This is a genomic window from Metabacillus rhizosphaerae, assembly GCF_037201795.1.
Lineage (GTDB): Bacteria > Bacillota > Bacilli > Bacillales > Bacillaceae > Metabacillus > Metabacillus rhizosphaerae.
The window spans coordinates 5,302,854-5,322,755 of record NZ_CP147403.1; the positions used below are offsets into that span (position 1 = coordinate 5,302,854).

Genomic DNA, 19,902 nt, shown 5'->3' on the forward strand with positions numbered 1-19,902 from the left:
ATTCATGTCCTTTATTTTCTTTAAAATATGATGTATTTGCATAGAATCAGTATTTTGAACCTTAACACGTAGTCAACTATCCCTCAAGACGTGTTAATAAAATAACACTTATCATTATGATAAGAGATACGGGGCATATAGGGAATGGCAGAGAAAGACGTTAAGAAGGCTTTAATGCGGAAAGAATAGAAAGGTTTGAGTGTGAAGGATATAGTTAAAATAACTGCGTTCCACAATCACAATTTATGCAAATATGAATTTAAGCTTTAACATAATTCTTGCTAGAAAAAAAGTTCTGTATTCTGACCTATTTGTGATCATATCTTTCGGTTTACTCATTTATAATTCTTTATTAGTTTCTAAAAGCTACCGTAAGTATCTACTTGTTATGAAAAAAGAATTAATTCTTTAATTCCTTTTTATTTGTAAGTTGATCTTTATCAAGCGTTCCAGGTGGTTGTTCTAACCATTCATTACTAATCATAATGTCAGCTCCATCTTTGGCATATTGTGCAACCTCAAGGGATAAGCGTTCATAATTAAAAATAAGATCACTTCTTTGACTTGCAGCAGCTGCTGTTGCATAATTACCTGTTCCGGCTGTACTCATGAACCCCATATGATAAAGTGTCAACTTATCGGAAAATGGTGGTGTGGTTGAATCAGTAATAGCAATATCCGACGATACAGGCGGCTGTATATTGTTATTTAGAAGTATTTTCGAAAACACTTGAACGTGTTTTTTTGAAATGTCTCTTCCCCTTAACATCCATTTTTGAATATTTTCTCTTGGTGATATTTGAGCAAAACTTTGTGCAAGTTTACTTCCCATAATATTTGTTTGAATATTCATAAACAAGTGGGATATTTCAACTGCATTTAATGGTCTTTGTTTGCTAAATAGAGAAAAACCACTTAAATATTTTTTACTGTCTACATAATCTGTGTTTGTTGGATAAGCAATATATGGCGCTCTAATAAATAATCCTTTAGAAAGAAGAACTTTTGAGCTGCGCTCAAACAATTCCGATGTTTCCAAAAGACCTTCTCTAAAATAGGCACGCATATCATCTCTAGCACTCATAGCAACAAATCCACTGTATCCGAGTAAACCAAGCTTAGCCATATGATTTATATAGACTAGCATAAATGGATCCGTAAAGAGACTGGGAGCATTTAAATTCACATCACTATTAGTAAACCCTGTCGGTGTTGGAATTTGTTCTTCTTGGAATATGGTTGTTAATTTTTCTATATGTGTAGATGAAAGGTCAAAAGCATATTGAACGACCGCTTTTATTTCTACATCTTCTACAGTTTTTAAAAAGTAGCCTAAAACACATTTGGACATACTATCATTCATATAGCCAGCCCAGATAGAAGCTATTTCAGCTGAAGTAAGTTGAATGTGATGTTCAGTCACATTGCTTCACCTCCAAATTTTCATGATATATTCAGCATTTAATCAGATACTAGTTTTCTCTATCCGCTGCTTCTGGTGCTTGTTCAAACCAGCCTTTCTCAATCATGATTTTTGTTGCATCTTGAACAAAAGTTAGAATTTTCATTAATGATTTAGTATACATTAGCGCTATGTCATGCCTTCCATTTACAGCTGTAGAATTTCCAAATGCCCTTATTTTTATTGAAAACATATCGATCTTATGAAATAACATTAACTTATCAGAAAAAGGAGAAAAAGTAGATGTTGTAACTAAATCGTCCAGAAAAGATGGTGAAGGCAAATTTTCTTTATGTAGCATTTGCATATAACGTTCAATATTTGTAGATGTCCTGTCTCTACCTCTTTCAAACAATTCCCTAATCTTTTCATCCTTTGCGACTTGTGCAAACGCCATAATTAGTGCTTTACTCGTTACATTATTCTCAATATTATCGTAAAGGTGGGTAATTTCTAAAGCGTGTAGCGGTCGTACATGTCCAAAGTAGCCGTTTAAGAAATCCTCATGAACAAATTCCACATTTTCTGGAACTGGAATAAATGGTGGCTTGCTGATAAGCCCTTTATTCATTAATATTTCTTTGCTTTGGTCCATTAAATCCATTGAAGAATCCATACAATATCTAAAAAATTCTTTTACATCCTTTCTATAAACAAGAGGTATGGCTACATTATAAATACTCATTCCTGCTTTTGTAACATACTTCAAGTAATGAACATAAAATTCATCTTCAAATAACCTTGGAGCACCTAAATTTACGTCCTCTTTAGTAAACCCTTTTGGAATAGGGAAATTTTCTTTAATAAAAATTGCTTCAATTGTTTCCATAAAATCTACACTTAATTTTAATGCATTTTCTAATAAAGTTTTAATATCCTCATCCTCAACGTGTTGAAGATAATAGCTTAAAATGCATTTCCCCATGCTGTTCCCCATATATGTAGCCCAAAGTTTACCCATTTCTGCTGAAGTTAGTTTTTCTGTAGTGTTTGTTTTATTTGAACCAACTTTAATTGGTTTAATAGTTTTCATGGTATCTTCCTTCATTCTTTTTTGCTTAGTATGTTCCCCCATTTAAAATCACATTCAGATTTTTTCAATATACATATGACAGGTATTCCTCGATCAACAATTTATGCAAAAATTAAAGAACAAGGTCTAAACAAATAAAGCGACAACCAATAATGGTAGTCGCTTTTCTTTTTCATGTATATCCAGATTCATTTTATTAAACAAAAGCACCAATTGTTGAAATATGAATGTTTCTACATATTTTTTTTGCTCTTCTGTAAAATTTTAGATTCTCCTGTGCGCTCCCATTCTTCTACGGTTTCATATGCTTTTTCAGGAGAATATCCTTTCCCAACAAGAACTCCCATTAGAATAAATTCTTGAAGAATGTGTGTCATATTAATTCCTCTTTTAACGTCTTCCAAGCCTTCTTTTACCAAAAATTCCGTATATCTTAACCAGTCATCTGGAGTCCTTCCAAAAACTACTGTATTTCCATTTTCGTTACCATAGCCTTCTTCTGCAGCCATTGCATCTGCTTTAGTTCTATGAACAGTACCAAATGGATGATTTGGTGGGGCATATATCGAGTATAGTTTTAAAGGGACATTTCCTGTATTTTTTACATTGTGCCACATTCCAGCCGGGATCATAATAGCAGAGTCATCAAAAATTCTCCTTTGAAAACTTAAATTATCTCTATCTTTGCCCATTTGTACAATTCCCTGACCTTGTTCAACTCTTAAGAATTGATCAACGTTAGGGTGCATTTCTAAACCTATATCTTCACCCATATTGAGACTCATTAATGTAACTTGCAAATGATTACCTGTCCATATTGCTGTTCGATACGTATTGTTTTGCTTAGTGGCTTCATTGATATTAATAACAAATGGGTTTGCTCCATAATCTTTTAACATAATCCTATTATGACCATAAGATGACCGATACGAACCAAATCCCTCATTATGATCAGTCCAATAATCTGTAGAATTTCTGTAAGTATACATTGGTACATTCACATAATAAGGATATTGATACATATAAGGTGCACAGTACATTTTCCTCAATCCCTTCAAATTAATTAATTATAAATTTCTAATTATCCTATGTAATGTAGGAGAGGAGTGTACTTAACTGATTTCAATAAAAAAGGAGCTTTATTACAACCCTTTTAATTATTACACCGTTAGCAAAATTTCAAATTATTTTTTATTAGATATTACACTATAAGGCCAACGCCCAGCCATAAAAATACGGTTCAATATACTTGAACCGTATCCTAATTTATTAATCCTATAAAATTAAGGAACTCAATCCCTTCTAAAATCTGGAACACTTGAGTTATATTTTTCAAATGATATCAAGCCAAATTTTTATAGCTGTTCCAAAAATTAATAAGGCTAAAATAACTTGCAGAATCTTTGTATTCACCTTTTTCCCTGCCATAGCTCCCAATGGTGATGCAATTAAACTTGCAATAACCATAATAGCTGCTGGACCGTAATCAACTTGCCCCGTTGTTACTTTTCCAACAGTTGCACCAATTGAAGAAATAAAAGTGATAGCTAGGGATGAAGCGATCGTCATACGAGTTGGAATTTTTAGTACAACTAACATGATTGGTACTAGTAAAAATGCTCCTGCTGCACCGACAATCCCTGCACCTACACCAACGATTAAAGCTAGTATAGCTGCAAGCCATTTGTTAAATTTCACTTGATCCAGTGGAATGTCGTCAATTCCCTTTTTAGGAATAAACATCATCACTGCTGCAATTAAAGCTAAAATTCCATAGATTAGATTAATGCCACCATCAGACATTAGTTTTGAACCATATCCTCCAATAAAACTACCTATTAGAATGCTAATTCCCATATACCCAATCAATGTTTTATTTAAATATCCACCCTTTCGATATGCCCAAACACCACCGATTGTCGCAAAGAACACCTGGACGGCACTTATTCCAGAAACTTCGTGTGCACTAAATGCCGCTATACCAAATAGAGGTGGAATATACAATAGCATTGGATATTTGATAATAGAACCGCCAATTCCTAGCATTCCTGAAATATATGAACCTATAAATCCAATTAAAAAGATTGTTATAATAAACCCTAATTCCATGTTTATTACCTCCTATTTAGAAAAGGGAACCTGCACTCGGCTCCCTTTATTTTTCAGCCCTGTTTTATCCAAAACTTAAGTACATCACGATCTTCTTCGTGTTTCATTACTTCATGACCACCTGATTTTGCCCAAGCAGCTAGATCATTTTTTGCTCCTTTATCTGTTGCATGGATTTCAAGAATCTCACCTGATGCTAAATCATTTATTGCTTTTTTTGTTTTTACGATTGGCATTGGGCATGCTAATCCTTTTGCATCTAATACTTTTGTTGCTTCCATCTCAATTACCTCCTAAAAATTTATATATTGTTAGCGAACCGCACAACGGTTAGGTCCAATTTCCATTTCTCGTTGCTTTTCTTCATCTGGAGTGATTTTCCCCATATTTGTTTCACGAATTTCTTGATATGCATTTGGTTGCGGTGGTAAATTTTCTGTAACAAGTTTTCTAAATTCATTTTCATCTACAATGTTTAAACCATGATTTTCCGCAAATAAAGTACCTAATTTTTCTGCTACACTTCCATCTTCATTCAACTCATCAATGATCATAAAATGAGCAGGTAAAACTATTAAGTCCTCTGACAGTTCTCTATAGCGTTTATATAAACTCTCTCTTAAATCTGCAACCCAATCTTCAGCCATCCCTGCTAGATCTGGTCTTCCTATTGAATCTATAAAGAGAATATCTCCTGATAACAAGTATGATGAATCAACAACAAATGATGTTGAGCCAATTGTATGACCTGGTGAATATAAAGCATGAATATCAATAACAGTGTTTCCAATCGTTACTGTATTGCCACCTTCTAGTGGGCTATAATCGAATGTTACCTCTGTTGCATCCTTTGGTGGTAACCAATATGTTGCACCAGTGTTCTCAGCAATAACTCTACCTCCTGAAATATGATCAGCATGAAGATGAGTATCAAATACGTGAGTAATAGTTGCGCCAATTTCTTGTGCAAAGTTCAGATAAGTTGAAGTCATTCTAGTTGAATCAATAATTGCCGCTTCTCCATTTGAAACCACCATGTATGATAAACAGCCCTTACCAATACGTACAAACTGATAAATTTCCCCGCCTTCTTTAAAATCGCCAATTTTCACAGGCTCTAAGTGTTCACTCCATGTCTTCATTCCGCCTTCTAAGTAAGAAACATCTAAACCTTGTTCAGAAAGCATTTCAGCTACCATGACAGAAGAGCCTTCTTTCGCACACACAACTAATACTTCTTTATCAGATGGAATCTTTTCTAAAATTTCTTCAACACCATCTAGCAATTCAAAATATGGGATATTTAGATAATCAAAATTTTCTCCTTCTATCTTCCAGTCTTGAAAATCTCCTTCATTACGAACATCAAGAATAAATAATGCTTCTTTATTAAATACCTTTCTTGTTACTTCTTTTGAAGTCATAGCTTTAACAGCCATCTTAATTACCCCCTATGGTATATTTAAGTTTAAAAAAATAATTGCTATTTAGAAAGTAAGTGTTACTTCCGCATCACTTGCAAATTCTAAAAATGTTACAGCTCCGCCAACTTCTATTCCTTCAATAATATAGATTTCTTCCTTACTTATTTAATGTGGACGTTATGCCTGACCAAGCAATCATACCAGGTACAACATTATTTACTTTAGCAAAACCCTTTTCAGTTAATTTTTGAGACGCGAGATCACTACGACTTCCAGTTCGACACACTACATAAATTTCATCATCTTTATCCAATTCACTTACACGCTCATCCAATTCGCCTAACGGAATCGAAATCGCGTTTGGAATATGGTTAAATGCATATTCGGCAGATTCCCTTACATCTAACACAACAATGTTTGCTCTAGCTTCTAATTTTTTCTCAAGTTCCTCGTTACTTGTTACATATGGATGTTTTCTTTCAACAGTTTCTTCATTTGAAGATTTACGTAGGTAATGCTTAAGAACGTCATCTTCTTCAAGTGTACCTAAATATTGATGACCAGAGCTTTTTGCCCAAGCTTGAATATCAGCCTTTGAACCTTTATCTGTTGCTTGAACCTCTAAAACCTGCCCTGCTTCGATTTCATTCATCGCTTTCTTTGTTCTGATAATTGGCATTGGGCACGCTATCCCTTTTGCATCTACTAATAAATCTGTTTTTAATGAGTTCATTATAAAGATCCTCCTAATTACCCATTGGGGTATAATTATTTTTAAAAAAAATTAGTTTGTTTCGCCTTCCCAGTCAAGCATTCCACCAGTCATATTAATTACATTGTACCCATGGCTTTCAAGAAATTGGTAAGCACGACCACTTCTTGCACCAGAACGACAAACCATGATATATTCTTTTGATTTATTTAGTTCATTCATTCGAAATTCTAATAATCCTAATGGAATGTGAAAGGCACCAGGAATCTTCCCAGCTTCTACCTCTTCCACTTCTCTCACGTCAATGATGTTTACACTTTGACCTTGAATTAACATGTTTTCTACTTCTTTTGCCGTAAATTGTTTCATTTTTAATAGCCTCCTTTTATCTCCAAGCGCTCATACCGCCCTTTACATTTGTCACATTTGTATAACCTAATTTTTTCAGTATTTTACTAGCCTTTTGACTTCTCATGCCACTTTGACAAATCACAACGACTTCTTTGTCTTTTGATAATGCCTTCTCAGCTTTCTGGCCGAGTTCATGAAGTGGAATATTTTTAAATTCTTTAATACGATTCCCTTTAAATTCACTAGGCGTTCTGACATCTATAAATTGCTTATTCTTATCTTTTAGTTCATTTTTCAATTCAACTGTTGAGATATGTCTTATACCTTTAACTGGAATGATTCGGTTCAGAATGAGAAAAATGAAAAGGGCAATAACTAAATAGTTAATGTATTCCATATATATCCTCCTTAAATACTTAAGGGAATATCCCCCTATTTAACTTACTTAGATGAATAAATTCACGTTTCCATCTTCTGCATCTGCAAGGTATGCAGCAACACCTGCATACTCAATATTATTTAAAAGTTCTTCTTCTTGAAGACCGAGTAAATCCATTGTCATCGTACATGCTACTAATTTCACATCTTGTTCTTGTGCCATTTCAATTAAATTCGAAAGAGGCAAGGCATTGTGCTTCTTCATAACATCTTTGATCATTTTTGGACCAAAACCAGCAAAGTTCATTTTTGACAATCCCATTTTTTCTGCCCCTCTAGGCATCATTTTGCCGAACATCTTTTCCATAAAACCTTTCTTCACTTGAATATTTTCATCTTTACGCAGCGCATTTAATCCCCAAAATGTGTGAAAGATCGTTACTTCATGATCATAGGCAGCTGCACCGTTCGCAATTATATAAGCAGCCATTGCCTTATCATAATCACCACTGAATAATACAATCGTTGTCTTCTTCTTGTCTGTCACAGTATTTCCTCCTCTATTTACCCCTATAGGTATATAATTCACTAAATTTTTTACCCTTTTTTAATCCAGAATTTTAGTATTTGATCTTCTTCCTCATGTTTTAAATATTCATGACCACCTGATTTAGCCCAAGCAGTTAAATCATTTTTTGCACCTTTATCAGTTACATGAATTTCTAATACTTGACCCGATTCTAACTCATTCATTGCTTTTTTTGTTTTAACAATTGGCATTGGACATGCTAGACCTTTTGCATCTAAAACTTTATCAATATTCATTGATTAATCCTCCTAATCTTAATTACCTCTACCCCCACGGGTATATATTAGTATAAATGAAAGAGGGTGTCAACCCTTTGATTATCTACTCTTAACAAGTAAATTCACTGCTTCTTTCACTAATTCTTCTGTACTGTGTTCTCCAGTTTCCTCAGCATTACGAACACATTCTACTAAATTTGAACTGACAACAACACCGATTGTTCGATCAATTCCAGTTCTTGCTGCAGACAACTGTGTGATGACTTCCTTACAATCTTTTCCTTCTTCCATCATTCTTAAAATACCTCTAAGTTGTCCCTCAATACGCTTTACTCTATTTTTCATTTGATCATTATACTCCATCTTCAATTCCTCCTTTAACAATAACTTTCTGTACTTATTTGTTTTTCATTTACTATTTTCTTTTGGGAAGGAATTGTATATCCAATAACCTTAAAGCCCTTTTTACGAAGGATTCGAACCCCAACATTTCTTTCCATACAATTTGAGGCAACGACTACTAGGTCATTATTGGGAATTTCACTGTAGTATCTTTTAAGGTATGCAATTGGAATATTGATTCCTGGATATACCGGATCCTTATAGGCTTCGTTATAATCCCTTATATCAATAGCAAAATGATTATTTATCTCAATCTCTTTCTTATCAATAACATGTAATCCATAAATGGGATAATACCTTATAAATAAGAAATGGTTGATACTTATTAGCACAAATAAATAGAATATTACCATGTGAAAGGCTCCTCCCTAATTTGTAGCAAAAGGAACAACTTACATGATTCATAATATACCGTGTAGGGTATATTGTCAACACCCTCTTAATTTCTTTTTTATAAGCAACTTTATAAGAAAAAACAAACCACAAATCTTTAATACTTCGTGCACAATATAAATTTTCATAAATCACTCTGTTACATTCTTATATGTACAAACATAAAACCCCTAAGTAAAAATACAATGAAAGATTGGAATGATTGATTTTTTTAATTTTTTTAACTTAGAATGCTTTTATTAATACAATTAATTAATCTTAGCTCAATATCATTAGCAAGCTTTTTTACTTCCTCATTGTTTACTAAATTTATTAAAGCAGTAGGTCTTGGCATTCCAATTTTCGTTTTTCCATTGTCACTATAAACAACAATTTTACATGGCAGAAAATAACCAACTAATAAATTTTCTTTCAATACTCTCTCGGCTTCATACGGGTTACATACTTCTAAAACTAAATAGTCTAATTCAAACTCCAATCCTTTCTCTTGAAGCTTTTCTTTAATATCAAACATCCATAATACCCCAAACTTTTCTTCCTTTAGACTTAATTCCAGACTAGATATTGCTCCATTTATACTATTATTTGTTGCTACAGTATAATCAAACATTTGCTACATTCCCTTCTTTTGAACATTTTCATTTAAATTAATTTACCCAAATGTACCCAGAAGTAACAAGTTATTGTTATAACTGCTATAAAACTCTAAATTTGCAACAAATAAAAAAAGTACATATTCACCCCACAGAGTCTTGTAAATAAAACAAATCTCCCTTTCTTACGTTCCCTCTATGAATTGGGTAATAGCTAAGGCTGAGAAATTAAAAACAAAACATGCACTCTATTACAGTTACACCATATAAGTTTAAAGATGTTCATCGATGATATGCTATTAAACGAACATATCTAACTAGAGATAGAGCGCTTGCTAAAGAAATTGAATGTAGCAGTTTTAAGATTTCCATTGAAGTAGAAAAACCGACAGAAAAAAATCATTTCTGACGGTTTTAATAAAAATACTTAGTTTGTTTTCACAGGCGTTTTATCAAGATTTACCCACTGACCTTTTTCCGCTGATTCAAGAATCGCATCACTGATAACAGCAATTCGATATCCATCGTCAAAGTTAGGAGAAACTGTTGTATCATCCACAATGGATTTAATAAAGTCATACGCTTCAATAATCTTTGTTTCACCATATCCAATCCCTAAAGCAGGAATTGGCCATAAACCCTCACCGTATGGATGAGCTGGTCCAGTGTAAACTGTTCTGAACCCTTTTGCATCTCCTGGATCGTCTGAGAAGCATACTTGAAGCTCATCACGACGCTCATAGTTAAAATAGATTGAGCCCTTATCACCGTGAATTTCAAATGTTAGGAAGTTATTGCGTCCCCATGCATTACGAGTTGCTTCAATGCTTCCAACTGCACCATTTTCAAATTTGACTAATGTAGTGATTTCATCATCTACGTCTACTTTACCTTTAGGAACATCTCCTGCACTTTTTACAGTTCCTAATTTGTCTGCGCCGCCTGATTGAACTGGTCTTTCTGGGATCCACGTTTTTGATACGGCATTGACATCTGTGATTTCCCCAACTAAGTAGCGAGCAAAATCAATAACATGTGTACCAATGTCACCTAGTGCACCTGATCCGGCAATTTCCTTTTGGAAGCGCCACGATAATGGTGAGTTAGGATCTGCAGACCAATCTTGAAGATATGTTCCACGGAAGTTTAAAATGTTTCCGATTCTACCTTCTTCAATATATTTTTTCGCAAGTGCAACTGCTGGTGTTCTTCTGTAGTTAAAAGCGACCATATGCTTTACACCTGCTGCTTCTACTGCATCTAACATTGTTTTTGTTTCGGCAGCATCTCTAGCTAAAGGTTTTTCACAGATTACATGTTTACCAGCTTTTGCTGCAGCAATGGCAATTTCAGCATGTGAATTATTTGGTGTAACTATATCAATAATATCGATCTCTGGATTTTCTACTACCTCTCTCCAGTTAGATGAGTAGTTATCAAAACCTAATTTTGCTGCTGCTTCTTTTGCAATTTCATCTGTCACGTCAACAAGCGTGTGACGATGTGGGACAGCAGGTGCCGGCCAAAAAAACATTGGCATTCCCGCGTAAGCAAGAGCATGTGCCTTTCCCATAAATCCTCCGCCAATCATTCCTACGTTTAATTTTTTCATATTTATTCCCTCCAATTATTTTGTCTTTATTATTTTGCAGCTTCTTGAATCGTATCTGGAGCTTCTTTTGAATAAACAAGTTTCCAAGAATCTAATACATTATCCGGTGTTACTTTTAATGCGGGCACTGCTACATATGCAGGTGCTTCTTTTCCAAGCAAACCATATCCAGCTAAGATCGCTTCTGAGATTCCTTGATCATATGGAAGCTGTGCGCCTAAGCCTTTAATCATTCCATCTGATGCAATATCAATGGCAACTGTTGTTCCTAAGTCAATTGTTGTGATTACAAGGTCATTTCTCCCAGCTGTACGTGCTGCAGCTAATGCCCCTTCAGCAGGAACATCCCAAACGACAAACATGCCTTCTAAATTTCGATTCTTTGTGAGCATTCCTGACGCCACTTTTTCTCCGTCGTTTGGTGCTACAATTCCTCCACGTTCTACAATTTTAATATCTGGATATTTTTCTGTTATTGTTTTCTCAAATGCTTCAACTCGTTGCTTTGTTACAAAGTAATCTGCATCATGATAAATAACCCCAATGTTACCTTTGCCACCTAATTCTTCTGCCATTATTTCGGCTGCTTTTACCCCATTACCATAGTTATCAGCGGATACAACGCTTACATAATCCTTACCAGCTTCTAAATTATTTGGCTTATTATCCATAAATACGACTTTTACTCCCGCATCAGCCGCTTTCTTAAATGCCGATGCTGTAGACACAGGGTCAACAGGGATCCCAACGATGATATCTGGATCTTTAGCTAATACTGTTTCAATATCTGATACTTGTTTTTCTGCTTTGAATTGCGCGTCTGTTACTGCTACTACCTCAATTCCCATTCTGGAAAATGTTGCTTTTAACCCTTCAATTTGTGCTGTAGCCCAGTCATTTCCAGCATAGTGCATAACAATGGCTGCCTTATAGTTACCTTCTTTAATCTTTTGAACTTCCTCTTCTGTTAGCTCTAGTGTTTTAGCCGACACAGCCGACTCTCCTTCAGGCCCTTTACTTAAGATTTCTTGATCAGGAATTTCCTGGTTAATAGCGATAGGACCAGATTCTTCTGTTGCGACTTCTTCTGCTGAACCTTGATCTTGATCACTTGTTTCAGAGGTAGTAGAACTTCCTTGGCTGCATCCTGCAAGACCTAGCATTATTGCTAACAAAACCATTGTTAAAATAGAAAATAACTTTTTCATATTTGAGCCCCCTTGTTTTGGACAACCCTTATATTGATTTAATAGATTCATATTTTGTCAGGTAATTACGGCTAATTTCTGCTCCAGCTTTTGGATCATAGTAACTATCAAGCTCAACTGTTAGCCAACCATCATATTGAGCTTCTTCTAACACTCTTACCATTTCATCAAATTCCTGGTTTCCTTCACCTAATGGTAAAAACTCTCTATTTTGAAAATCCTTAAAATGAACATATTGAATACGATCAATATATTTTTTAATGACGCCTAGCGGATTCCCCCCACCTGCTTCAATGTGTGCAGTGTCAGGACATAAGTTAATGACAGTTAATGGCATTAATTTATCTAATTGTTCAGGTGACTGAACACAAGTACCTAAGTGTGGATGGTAGCTTGCAATAAGACCATATTTTTCAGCAATATGACTGACCTTATTTAATGCTTCACCTAAATCTTTGTAATCGCTCTCTAAAATACCTTTAGCTCTAACGGCTCCTCCACCAACAACTAGGTGTTCTGCTCCTAGAGTAGATGCTAGAGCAGCAACTTCTTCAATTTTCACTAATTCATCTTCTAAAATGTCCGAAAAGATAAAGTTCCCACCAGTATAAACTCCGATAAAGTCTAACGAATGTTTTTCAATCAGTCTTTTAAACTCTTCTTCTTTCCCTTTATATTGCATCAGATTTCCATCAAACAGTTCAAAGCCTTCATAACCAGCAGCTTTAATATCTTCTAATGCTTCTTCTGTTGAACCATTTGCAAGATAATAGGAATCTTTTACTGAAGTAACACCAGCAGGGTGACCAACAACGCCTCCCCAGGTATTCGTTTGGTAGCCTAATTTCATCATTTCTCCTCAACTTTCTTATTATTTTTATTGAATCATCATTGAATTACTACAGAATCGACGCCTCGAACAACTCTGCCTGCAACGGTTCACATAAAAACTTGTCAACCTTGCTTACAAATCCTTTAAAATGGGACGTTTCTTCATGTATCTGAATAGCAGTTTGATCCTTCCATTTCTCTACAAAAACAAATGTATTTGGCTGCTCTGGATTTTCATAGTACTGATAAGTAATATTTCCTTCTTCAGCTTTAGAATGTTTCGTTACTTGTCCAGCTATTTCAAGGAACTCATTACGTTGTTCTGGATCAACCTTGAAATAAGCGTGAATAATTATCATTGGAAAACCTCCCTTTGTCAGGCTAAAATCAATTAAATTTACTGTTAACTTGAAAAATAAAAGTTTTCATTTATCAAAATTTCCAACAATTTTTTTCATGTGCTGGATTGATTGTCTAGTAAAGTCGTCAAAAATATTGCTTTCTCCGGTGAGTTCAGATGCTAAGTATGGATTTGAAACAGCTGGTAAAAATTCCATCGTTATATATCCTTGATAATTTCTGTCTTTTAGGAATGAAATAACGGGTTTAAAATCTGTATGCCCAAGACCAGCAGCTTCACGTGTGTTATCAGCTATATGGACATGTGCTAGATAATCAGAAATTTTCGTTAAAGATGCCTTCATGTCGCGTTCCTCTATGCTCATGTGAAACAAATCAGCCATTATTCCAACACATTCTACATTAACTTCCTCAACAAATCTTAGAGCTAATGAAAGGTTGTTCACTAAATATGTTTCATAACGATTTAATGCTTCAATAGCAATTGTGATTCCTTGTTCATCTGCATATTGTCCTGCCTCTTTAACACTTAAAATAGCATTATTCCATTCTTCCTCAAGAGTCGTTTCTGAAGAAAGCTTACCAACACAGGTTGGGACAACAATCAATGTTTGGGCATTTAAGGCTTTCGCTAAATCGACCGATTTTTTTACATATTCAACAGCATTTTTCCGAATAGCTTCGTTCGATGAGGATAGATCTCTTTCCGGAGTAAAAATGCCACAAATCGAACTGCATTCCAAGTTATACTCATGTAAAAGTTTTTTTGTTTGCTCGATATCAATTGAATCTGGTTCACCAGCTAATTCAACTCCCTGGTAACCAAATTTTTTCAATCTTTTCAAACTGATTTCTAAGTCTTCATTTCCATATATCCACTGGGTAGCACTATATTTATACAGAAGAAATCACTCCTAACCAAGAGAATTATTACACCTTACCTGCTAGAATAAGATTTAAAGGAAATAAACCCCTTTAAATTTAGTCCTGATTGACGTTCACTAAAATTTTTATCGTATCTTTGTTTTGATCTGCCTCTTTGATTCCCTCTTCTAACTGATCTAATGTGATCGTTTTACTGAATATATCTTTAGGATTAAATCTTTTTGATGAAATAAGTTGGATTGCTTTCGTCCATGTTCCGTAAGTACCTGCATAAGAACCTACGATTGTTAGTTCCTTGCTAAAGATGTCAAATGGTTTAATTTCCATCACTTTATCAGCTGGAGCAGCACCGTAAGCAACCAAAGTTCCACCTTTTCTAACCATCTGTAATGCTTGCTGGTAAGTTGGAATCGCCCCAACGACTTCAAATACAACATCAGCGCCTCTTCCTTCAGTAAAATTAAATACTTCCTGGACAGGATCTGTTTCTGATGCGTCAATAACAAAATCTACTCCCAGCTCCTTAGCCTTTTGAAGACGTGTTTTATTCATTTCAGATAGAATGACCTTGCTTGCACCATTTAGTTTTGCCATAATTGCATGGGCCAGCCCCATCGGTCCAGCGCCGATAATAGCTACTGTATCCCCCATTCCGACATTCGCCCGCTCCTGGCCTCTGATAACACATGCCAGTGGTTCGATATATGCGCCTTCCTCCCAGGACAGAGCTTCGGGTAATTTATACACATTATTTTCAGGCGCTTTTACGTACTCTGCAAATGCACCATTGATATGGACACCTAGCTGTGTGATCTTCTCGCAAAAGAGCTTCTGACCTGTCCGGCAATAATAGCAATTGCCACAACTAATATTGATATCTGCTGTTACACGGTCACCTTCCGATACACTAGTCACTGATGATCCTATTTTTACAATTTCACCAGCAAATTCATGGCCTTGGATGAGAGGCTTAGGAGCTGGAAAATGTCCGTTATATATATGTGGATCGGTTCCGCAAATCCCGCAAGCTTTCACTTTAATCAGAACCTCATTATCCTTTATTTCCGGGACAGGTGCGGACTCGATTTTTAAATCTTGAGTTCCATAAGTAACAGCAGCCTTCATTTCTTTTTTATCAAGACTGCCTTGTGGTTTTTTAAGTACAGCAGCCTTTGTGTTCTGTGTCATCATACTTCCTCCTTAAATAATTTTTTCAGGAAAACGATTGACTCCTCTGTGTATCGATCATAGAATTCTTCACATCTTGTCCCATTAAATGGGTCAGCAAAAGCAGGTAATAATTCCATTGTTAAATAACCACTGTAGTTTATATCCTTTAATGCTTTCGCGATTGGTTTAAAATCAATATGCCCTCTTCCAGGTGCCGCACGATTACTGTCAGCAATATGGAGATGATATAATTTATCCCCAGCCAGCCGAATCGCATCAGCAATGTCTACCTCTTCAATATTCATGTGGTATGTATCACCCATACACCCAACACTAGGTAAATCAACACGATTGACAAGTTCAAGAGATTGTTCCATTCGATTAATAAGGTAATTCTCATACCGATTCCATGGTTCAACAGTTAATCTGACTCCATGTTCTCCAGCATATGAGCCTGCTTCTTTAATTCCTTCAACAGCCCAATTAAGCTCAGTTTCTCTATCGGCCTCCTGATAAATTTTCATACAGGCTGTTGGAGTTAATGAAATTCCTTGTGCCCCAATGGTACTTGCAAAATCAACGCAGCTTTTAATATACTCAATCGCATTCCTTCTAGTTTGCTTATCACTGGAGACGATGTCTCTTTCAGCATTATAAATCGCACATATTGTAGAGGCAGAGATGTTATATTTATTAAGCAGTTCCTTGATTAAACCAGTATCCATTTGTCCTGGTTCCCCAACAAATTCAACGCCGTCATAACCGAATTTTGATAATCTCGCAATACTAGTTTCAATATTCTCACCAGCATATACAAGTGTGTTATAACCGTATTTAATCATTCTCATCGCTCCTTTTGCCCATTTAGGATATACTCTTGTGAACATCTTTTTTATAATCGCTTTTTTTAAAAAGTTATAAAACAATTTAATTGTTAAATTATTGTTTTGCAGCCTTTTGAATTACTTCCGGAGCTTCCTGACGGTATGCCATTTTCCATGCCTCTAAAACATTTTCCTGTGTTACAGCTAAACCTGGTACAGCGACAAATGGAGGAACTTCTTTTCCAAGTAAAGAATGCCCGGCTAAGATCGCCTCTGCAACTCCCTGATCAAATGGCAGCTGTGATCCAAGACCTTTTACATTTCCACCAGAAGCAATCTCTAAGGCAACGTTTGTACCTAAATCTACTGTTGTGATAATTAAATCTTCCTTTCCAGCCGTTCGTGCAGCTGCTAAAACACCTTCAGCAGGTACATCCCAAATGGCAAAAATACCGTCTAAATCGTTGTATCTCGTTAACATGGCTGAAGCTACTTTTTCAGCATCGTTCGGTGTTGTTATTCCGCTGCTTGTGACAATTTCAATTTCTGGATACTTTTCTTTAAGCGTCGTTTCAACTGCTTCTCGACGTTGGTTATTTACAAAGAAGTCAACATCGTGGTAAATGATACCAACTTTCCCTTTTCCACCAAGCTGTTCACCTAAAATATCTCCTGCGGCTGTACCATTTCCATAGTTATCAGAAGCGACAACGCTTACATAATCCTTGCCTGGTTCTAATCCCATAGGTACGCTATCCATAAATACCAGTTTAATACCAGCATCTGCAGCTTTTTTAAAAGCCGGAGCAGTTGAAACAGGATCAACTGGTAGACTGACGATAATATCTGGAGATTTTGCCATGATTGTTTCGATATCAGCTACTTGTTTTTCAGACTTAAATTGCCCATCTGTAACAGCAACCACTTCAATTCCCATTCTTTCAAATGCTGATTTTAAACCGTTAATTTGTGCAGTTGAATAATCATTACCAGCATAATGCATGGCAATTGCAGCTTTGTATTTACCTTCTTTAATCTTTTCAATTTCTTCTTCTGTTAGTTGAAAATCCTTTGCAGAAATAGCTGTTTCTCCATAAGGACCTTTACTTAATATTTCTTGTTCACTTGAAATTTCCGGGTTAATCGTAAGTGGACCTGAATCAGGAAGTTTCACCTCATTTTTATCGCTCTTTTCACTTTCATTTCCAGATTGAGAAGAACTACTTTGACTACATCCAGCAATTGCTAGACCACTAATTAATAGAATAATCATCATTTTGAAAAAAATCTTTTTCATGAAAACCCCCCTATTTTTTATGAAATAAAATCTTATACTTGAACATCTTTTCTAGAATCCAAAAAGATGTTCAAGGTATATATGATCTGTTTTATTTTCTTTATTTAATTTCTGCTAGTTTTTGTTTCAAATAGTCAATTGAAGTTTTTGCATACCAATCTGGATCTGCTTTTCTTGTATGAAATCCAACTTCCATTGATAGATAGCCCTGATAATCAATTTCTTTTAACGCTTTTAGTAAGGAATCAAAATTAACACTTCCTTGACCAGGAGGCAAACGATCATCATCTGAAATATGAACGTGATGCAGCTTTTCCTTCATTCTATATACATAATCACTTGGTACCTCGTTTCTATATAAGGCATGGAACGTGTCAAACATTACTTTTACGTTGGATTCACCAGCCTCTTCTGCAAGAATTAAAGCATCATCAGCGGATTCGATTAAATTACTGTCAGCAGCTTGAGGCTCGACAACCATTGTAATTCCAAGATCTTTTGCGTATTTTGCAACATCTTGTAAACCTTCTAAACTATATTTCCATGCGTCCTTCTGAGTAGTTCCAAAGCCAAACCAGCCCGCAAGCCACATCACAGTTGGGCATTCCCAATCGTGGGCAAGTCGAACGACATCTTTATATTGTTTAATTGTAAATTCTCGTTCTTCTTTTAATGGAGAGCATGGATTTAAGCCAGGTCCGCCCCCTGGAGCAGGAAGCATAGCAGCAACATTAAGATTGTTTCTTTTTAAATGATTAAGAATTTCTTTACGTCTTTCATTCGATAAAAAATCTGGATACGCATGAGGACTTGCACAACCAATTTCAATTCCATCATATCCCATCGCTGATAAGCGACTAATTACTTCTTCCAATGGATAAGTTGGAAGCCAAGACGGAAAAGAGCCATAAACCCACGTATTAAATGAAATTTTCATCATCAACAACTCCGTTTCTCATTCATTTTTAATCACGAGCTATTACCGAATAGGTAAGTAGCAAAATATAAATCTTTCTTATTACCAAACAAACACAGCTTTTTCTGTTTCTCGATCGTCAAACATACGGAAGGCTTCTTCCGCTTCTTCTAGCTTGAATGTATGTGTTACTAATTTTTCAACTGGTAAATTCTTTCGTACAATGAATTCAGCAATTTCATCAAACTCTTGAATTGGGAAGTACCATGATCCCATGACAGTGATTTGTTTACGGATTAATTGCTGACTTGGCTTGATTGTTGTTTCCTTGCTTTCCCCGATAAACGCTACACGTCCATGTGCTCTTACACAATCCAATGCATCATTCTCAGCATATGGACTTCCTGAACAATCAATTGCAGCATCCGCTCCTAAACCTTTTGTAATGCGATTAATTTCTTCTTTCACATTCACATTTTTTCCATTGATTGTATAGTCGGCACCTACTTCTTTCGCTAGCTCCAAGCGCTCATCAAGCATGTCAACAGCAATAACCGTTGCACCTAGGCCTTTTGCAATCATGACACCTGCTCCGCCCATAGGTCCCATACCAAAAATCACAAGAATATCTCTACCAGAAATATTCATTCTCTTTTGCGCGTGGTAAAGAGTTCCGACTGCATCTGTTGAAACAGCTGCTGTTACAAAGCCCATGCTATCTGGAAGTCTCATGCAGTTTTCAGCTGGTACAACCATGTAGTCTGCATCTCCACCATGAGAATCGAATCCGATGCATTTGAATTCTTTACAGAACATTTTGTAGCCGCTTTTACAATGAGCACACTCGCCACAGCCTACTGCTAAATAAACCGCAACACGGTCTCCTGTTTTAAATTTTCCAACACCAGCTCCTACTTCGGTAATGACTCCGGCAGGCTCATGCCCCGGCACTGTACAGCCTGTTTTCGTTCCTTCAAAAACCGACGTACCATGATATAAACTCATATCACTTCGGCAAATTGCTGATGCTTTTAATTGAACTAATACCTCTCCTTGACCTGGAGTTGGAATGTCTACTTCACGAATTTCTACTTTTTTATCTCCTGGGAAAAAAACTGCCTTCATTGACATTGTT

24 protein-coding genes and 1 pseudogene are annotated in these 19,902 nt (G+C 35.7%); all 25 read right to left on the bottom strand.

Annotated elements, in window-relative coordinates:
- Positions 1-400: 400 nt before the first annotated feature.
- A complete protein-coding gene (locus tag WCV66_RS25105; RefSeq protein WP_338787315.1) occupies positions 401-1,423 on the bottom strand; it encodes a DUF3231 family protein in 1,023 nt (340 codons plus the stop codon).
- Positions 1,424-1,472: 49 nt separating this feature from the next.
- Positions 1,473-2,495, bottom strand: coding sequence for a DUF3231 family protein (locus WCV66_RS25110; RefSeq protein WP_338787316.1), 1,023 nt, complete (start codon positions 2,493-2,495; stop codon positions 1,473-1,475).
- Between the two features lie 233 nt (positions 2,496-2,728).
- Positions 2,729-3,535, bottom strand: coding sequence for a cupin domain-containing protein (locus WCV66_RS25115; RefSeq protein WP_338787317.1), 807 nt, complete (start codon positions 3,533-3,535; stop codon positions 2,729-2,731).
- 292 nt (positions 3,536-3,827) lie between these two features.
- On the bottom strand, positions 3,828-4,604 hold the full coding sequence (locus WCV66_RS25120) for a sulfite exporter TauE/SafE family protein (RefSeq protein WP_338787318.1): 777 nt from the start codon (positions 4,602-4,604) through the stop codon (positions 3,828-3,830).
- A 53-nt stretch (positions 4,605-4,657) separates the two neighbouring features.
- Complete coding sequence (locus tag WCV66_RS25125) at positions 4,658-4,885, bottom strand: sulfurtransferase TusA family protein (protein ID WP_338787319.1); 228 nt, start codon at positions 4,883-4,885, stop codon at positions 4,658-4,660.
- A 30-nt stretch (positions 4,886-4,915) separates the two neighbouring features.
- Positions 4,916-6,043, bottom strand: a complete 1,128-nt coding sequence (locus WCV66_RS25130) for an MBL fold metallo-hydrolase (RefSeq protein ID WP_338787320.1) — start codon at positions 6,041-6,043, stop codon at positions 4,916-4,918.
- Between the two features lie 48 nt (positions 6,044-6,091).
- Positions 6,092-6,166: pseudogene (locus tag WCV66_RS26950) on the bottom strand (sulfur reduction protein DsrE); the annotation flags it as partial.
- 19 nt (positions 6,167-6,185) lie between these two features.
- Positions 6,186-6,761, bottom strand: coding sequence for a sulfurtransferase TusA family protein (locus WCV66_RS25135; protein WP_338787321.1), 576 nt, complete (start codon positions 6,759-6,761; stop codon positions 6,186-6,188).
- Between the two features lie 51 nt (positions 6,762-6,812).
- Positions 6,813-7,109, bottom strand: a complete 297-nt coding sequence (locus WCV66_RS25140) for a rhodanese-like domain-containing protein (protein ID WP_066323817.1) — start codon at positions 7,107-7,109, stop codon at positions 6,813-6,815.
- Between the two features lie 16 nt (positions 7,110-7,125).
- Positions 7,126-7,488 carry a rhodanese-like domain-containing protein gene (locus WCV66_RS25145; protein ID WP_338787322.1) on the bottom strand — a complete coding sequence of 121 codons (363 nt, stop codon included), beginning with the start codon at positions 7,486-7,488 and terminating at the stop codon, positions 7,126-7,128.
- Positions 7,489-7,536: 48 nt separating this feature from the next.
- Positions 7,537-8,016, bottom strand: coding sequence for a DsrE/DsrF/DrsH-like family protein (locus WCV66_RS25150; protein ID WP_338787323.1), 480 nt, complete (start codon positions 8,014-8,016; stop codon positions 7,537-7,539).
- A gap of 50 nt (positions 8,017-8,066) precedes the next feature.
- The gene (locus WCV66_RS25155; RefSeq protein ID WP_338787324.1) at positions 8,067-8,294 is read right to left on the bottom strand and encodes a sulfurtransferase TusA family protein; all 228 of its coding nucleotides are present in this window, start codon (positions 8,292-8,294) and stop codon (positions 8,067-8,069) included.
- 81 nt (positions 8,295-8,375) lie between these two features.
- Positions 8,376-8,639, bottom strand: coding sequence for a metal-sensitive transcriptional regulator (locus WCV66_RS25160; protein ID WP_066323803.1), 264 nt, complete (start codon positions 8,637-8,639; stop codon positions 8,376-8,378).
- A 14-nt stretch (positions 8,640-8,653) separates the two neighbouring features.
- The gene (locus WCV66_RS25165) at positions 8,654-9,031 is read right to left on the bottom strand and encodes a hypothetical protein (protein WP_185652977.1); all 378 of its coding nucleotides are present in this window, start codon (positions 9,029-9,031) and stop codon (positions 8,654-8,656) included.
- 260 nt (positions 9,032-9,291) lie between these two features.
- Complete coding sequence (locus WCV66_RS25170) at positions 9,292-9,681, bottom strand: DUF302 domain-containing protein (RefSeq protein ID WP_338787325.1); 390 nt, start codon at positions 9,679-9,681, stop codon at positions 9,292-9,294.
- A 410-nt stretch (positions 9,682-10,091) separates the two neighbouring features.
- Positions 10,092-11,276, bottom strand: coding sequence for a Gfo/Idh/MocA family oxidoreductase (locus WCV66_RS25175; RefSeq protein ID WP_338787326.1), 1,185 nt, complete (start codon positions 11,274-11,276; stop codon positions 10,092-10,094).
- A gap of 29 nt (positions 11,277-11,305) precedes the next feature.
- The gene (locus WCV66_RS25180) at positions 11,306-12,484 is read right to left on the bottom strand and encodes a substrate-binding domain-containing protein (protein WP_338787327.1); all 1,179 of its coding nucleotides are present in this window, start codon (positions 12,482-12,484) and stop codon (positions 11,306-11,308) included.
- A 28-nt stretch (positions 12,485-12,512) separates the two neighbouring features.
- Positions 12,513-13,334 carry a sugar phosphate isomerase/epimerase gene (locus WCV66_RS25185; protein WP_338787328.1) on the bottom strand — a complete coding sequence of 274 codons (822 nt, stop codon included), beginning with the start codon at positions 13,332-13,334 and terminating at the stop codon, positions 12,513-12,515.
- A 49-nt stretch (positions 13,335-13,383) separates the two neighbouring features.
- Positions 13,384-13,674: a putative quinol monooxygenase gene (locus WCV66_RS25190; protein WP_066323692.1), complete on the bottom strand. Its 291-nt coding sequence runs from the start codon at positions 13,672-13,674 to the stop codon at positions 13,384-13,386.
- A 66-nt stretch (positions 13,675-13,740) separates the two neighbouring features.
- Complete coding sequence (locus tag WCV66_RS25195; protein WP_338787330.1) at positions 13,741-14,520, bottom strand: sugar phosphate isomerase/epimerase family protein; 780 nt, start codon at positions 14,518-14,520, stop codon at positions 13,741-13,743.
- 136 nt (positions 14,521-14,656) lie between these two features.
- Positions 14,657-15,748 (bottom strand): zinc-dependent alcohol dehydrogenase family protein, encoded by a 1,092-nt coding sequence (locus WCV66_RS25200; RefSeq protein ID WP_338787331.1) that lies wholly within the window; start codon positions 15,746-15,748, stop codon positions 14,657-14,659.
- On the bottom strand, positions 15,748-16,572 hold the full coding sequence (locus tag WCV66_RS25205) for a sugar phosphate isomerase/epimerase family protein (protein WP_338787332.1): 825 nt from the start codon (positions 16,570-16,572) through the stop codon (positions 15,748-15,750). The genes WCV66_RS25200 and WCV66_RS25205 overlap by 1 nt, the downstream gene beginning before the upstream one ends.
- 97 nt (positions 16,573-16,669) lie before the next feature.
- A complete protein-coding gene (locus WCV66_RS25210; protein ID WP_338787333.1) occupies positions 16,670-17,851 on the bottom strand; it encodes a substrate-binding domain-containing protein in 1,182 nt (393 codons plus the stop codon).
- Positions 17,852-17,951: 100 nt separating this feature from the next.
- Positions 17,952-18,788 (bottom strand): sugar phosphate isomerase/epimerase family protein, encoded by an 837-nt coding sequence (locus WCV66_RS25215; protein WP_338787334.1) that lies wholly within the window; start codon positions 18,786-18,788, stop codon positions 17,952-17,954.
- 81 nt (positions 18,789-18,869) lie between these two features.
- Complete coding sequence (locus tag WCV66_RS25220; RefSeq protein WP_338787335.1) at positions 18,870-19,898, bottom strand: zinc-binding dehydrogenase; 1,029 nt, start codon at positions 19,896-19,898, stop codon at positions 18,870-18,872.
- Positions 19,899-19,902: the final 4 nt, after the last annotated feature.

Excerpts from the sequence above, each read along its gene's own strand:
- WCV66_RS25180 (WP_338787327.1), bottom strand. The coding sequence starts at position 12,484 with ATGAAAAAGTTATTTTCTATTTTAACAATGGTTTTGTTAGCAATAATG.
- WCV66_RS25220 (WP_338787335.1), bottom strand. The coding sequence starts at position 19,898 with ATGTCAATGAAGGCAGTTTTTTTCCCAGGAGATAAAAAAGTAGAAATT.
- WCV66_RS25110 (WP_338787316.1), bottom strand. The coding sequence starts at position 2,495 with ATGAAAACTATTAAACCAATTAAAGTTGGTTCAAATAAAACAAACACT.
- WCV66_RS25145 (WP_338787322.1), bottom strand. The coding sequence starts at position 7,488 with ATGGAATACATTAACTATTTAGTTATTGCCCTTTTCATTTTTCTCATT.
- WCV66_RS25190 (WP_066323692.1), bottom strand. The coding sequence starts at position 13,674 with ATGATAATTATTCACGCTTATTTCAAGGTTGATCCAGAACAACGTAAT.
- WCV66_RS25155 (WP_338787324.1), bottom strand. The coding sequence starts at position 8,294 with ATGAATATTGATAAAGTTTTAGATGCAAAAGGTCTAGCATGTCCAATG.
- WCV66_RS25120 (WP_338787318.1), bottom strand. The coding sequence starts at position 4,604 with ATGGAATTAGGGTTTATTATAACAATCTTTTTAATTGGATTTATAGGT.
- WCV66_RS25165 (WP_185652977.1), bottom strand. The coding sequence starts at position 9,031 with ATGGTAATATTCTATTTATTTGTGCTAATAAGTATCAACCATTTCTTA.
- WCV66_RS25205 (WP_338787332.1), bottom strand. The coding sequence starts at position 16,572 with ATGATTAAATACGGTTATAACACACTTGTATATGCTGGTGAGAATATT.
- WCV66_RS25115 (WP_338787317.1), bottom strand. The coding sequence starts at position 3,535 with ATGTACTGTGCACCTTATATGTATCAATATCCTTATTATGTGAATGTA.
- WCV66_RS25210 (WP_338787333.1), bottom strand. The coding sequence starts at position 17,851 with ATGAAAAAGATTTTTTTCAAAATGATGATTATTCTATTAATTAGTGGT.
- WCV66_RS25185 (WP_338787328.1), bottom strand. The coding sequence starts at position 13,334 with ATGAAATTAGGCTACCAAACGAATACCTGGGGAGGCGTTGTTGGTCAC.
- WCV66_RS25160 (WP_066323803.1), bottom strand. The coding sequence starts at position 8,639 with ATGGAGTATAATGATCAAATGAAAAATAGAGTAAAGCGTATTGAGGGA.
- WCV66_RS25175 (WP_338787326.1), bottom strand. The coding sequence starts at position 11,276 with ATGAAAAAATTAAACGTAGGAATGATTGGCGGAGGATTTATGGGAAAG.
- WCV66_RS25135 (WP_338787321.1), bottom strand. The coding sequence starts at position 6,761 with ATGAACTCATTAAAAACAGATTTATTAGTAGATGCAAAAGGGATAGCG.
- WCV66_RS25170 (WP_338787325.1), bottom strand. The coding sequence starts at position 9,681 with ATGTTTGATTATACTGTAGCAACAAATAATAGTATAAATGGAGCAATA.
- WCV66_RS25125 (WP_338787319.1), bottom strand. The coding sequence starts at position 4,885 with ATGGAAGCAACAAAAGTATTAGATGCAAAAGGATTAGCATGCCCAATG.
- WCV66_RS25140 (WP_066323817.1), bottom strand. The coding sequence starts at position 7,109 with ATGAAACAATTTACGGCAAAAGAAGTAGAAAACATGTTAATTCAAGGT.
- WCV66_RS25200 (WP_338787331.1), bottom strand. The coding sequence starts at position 15,748 with ATGACACAGAACACAAAGGCTGCTGTACTTAAAAAACCACAAGGCAGT.
- WCV66_RS25215 (WP_338787334.1), bottom strand. The coding sequence starts at position 18,788 with ATGAAAATTTCATTTAATACGTGGGTTTATGGCTCTTTTCCGTCTTGG.
- WCV66_RS25130 (WP_338787320.1), bottom strand. The coding sequence starts at position 6,043 with ATGGCTGTTAAAGCTATGACTTCAAAAGAAGTAACAAGAAAGGTATTT.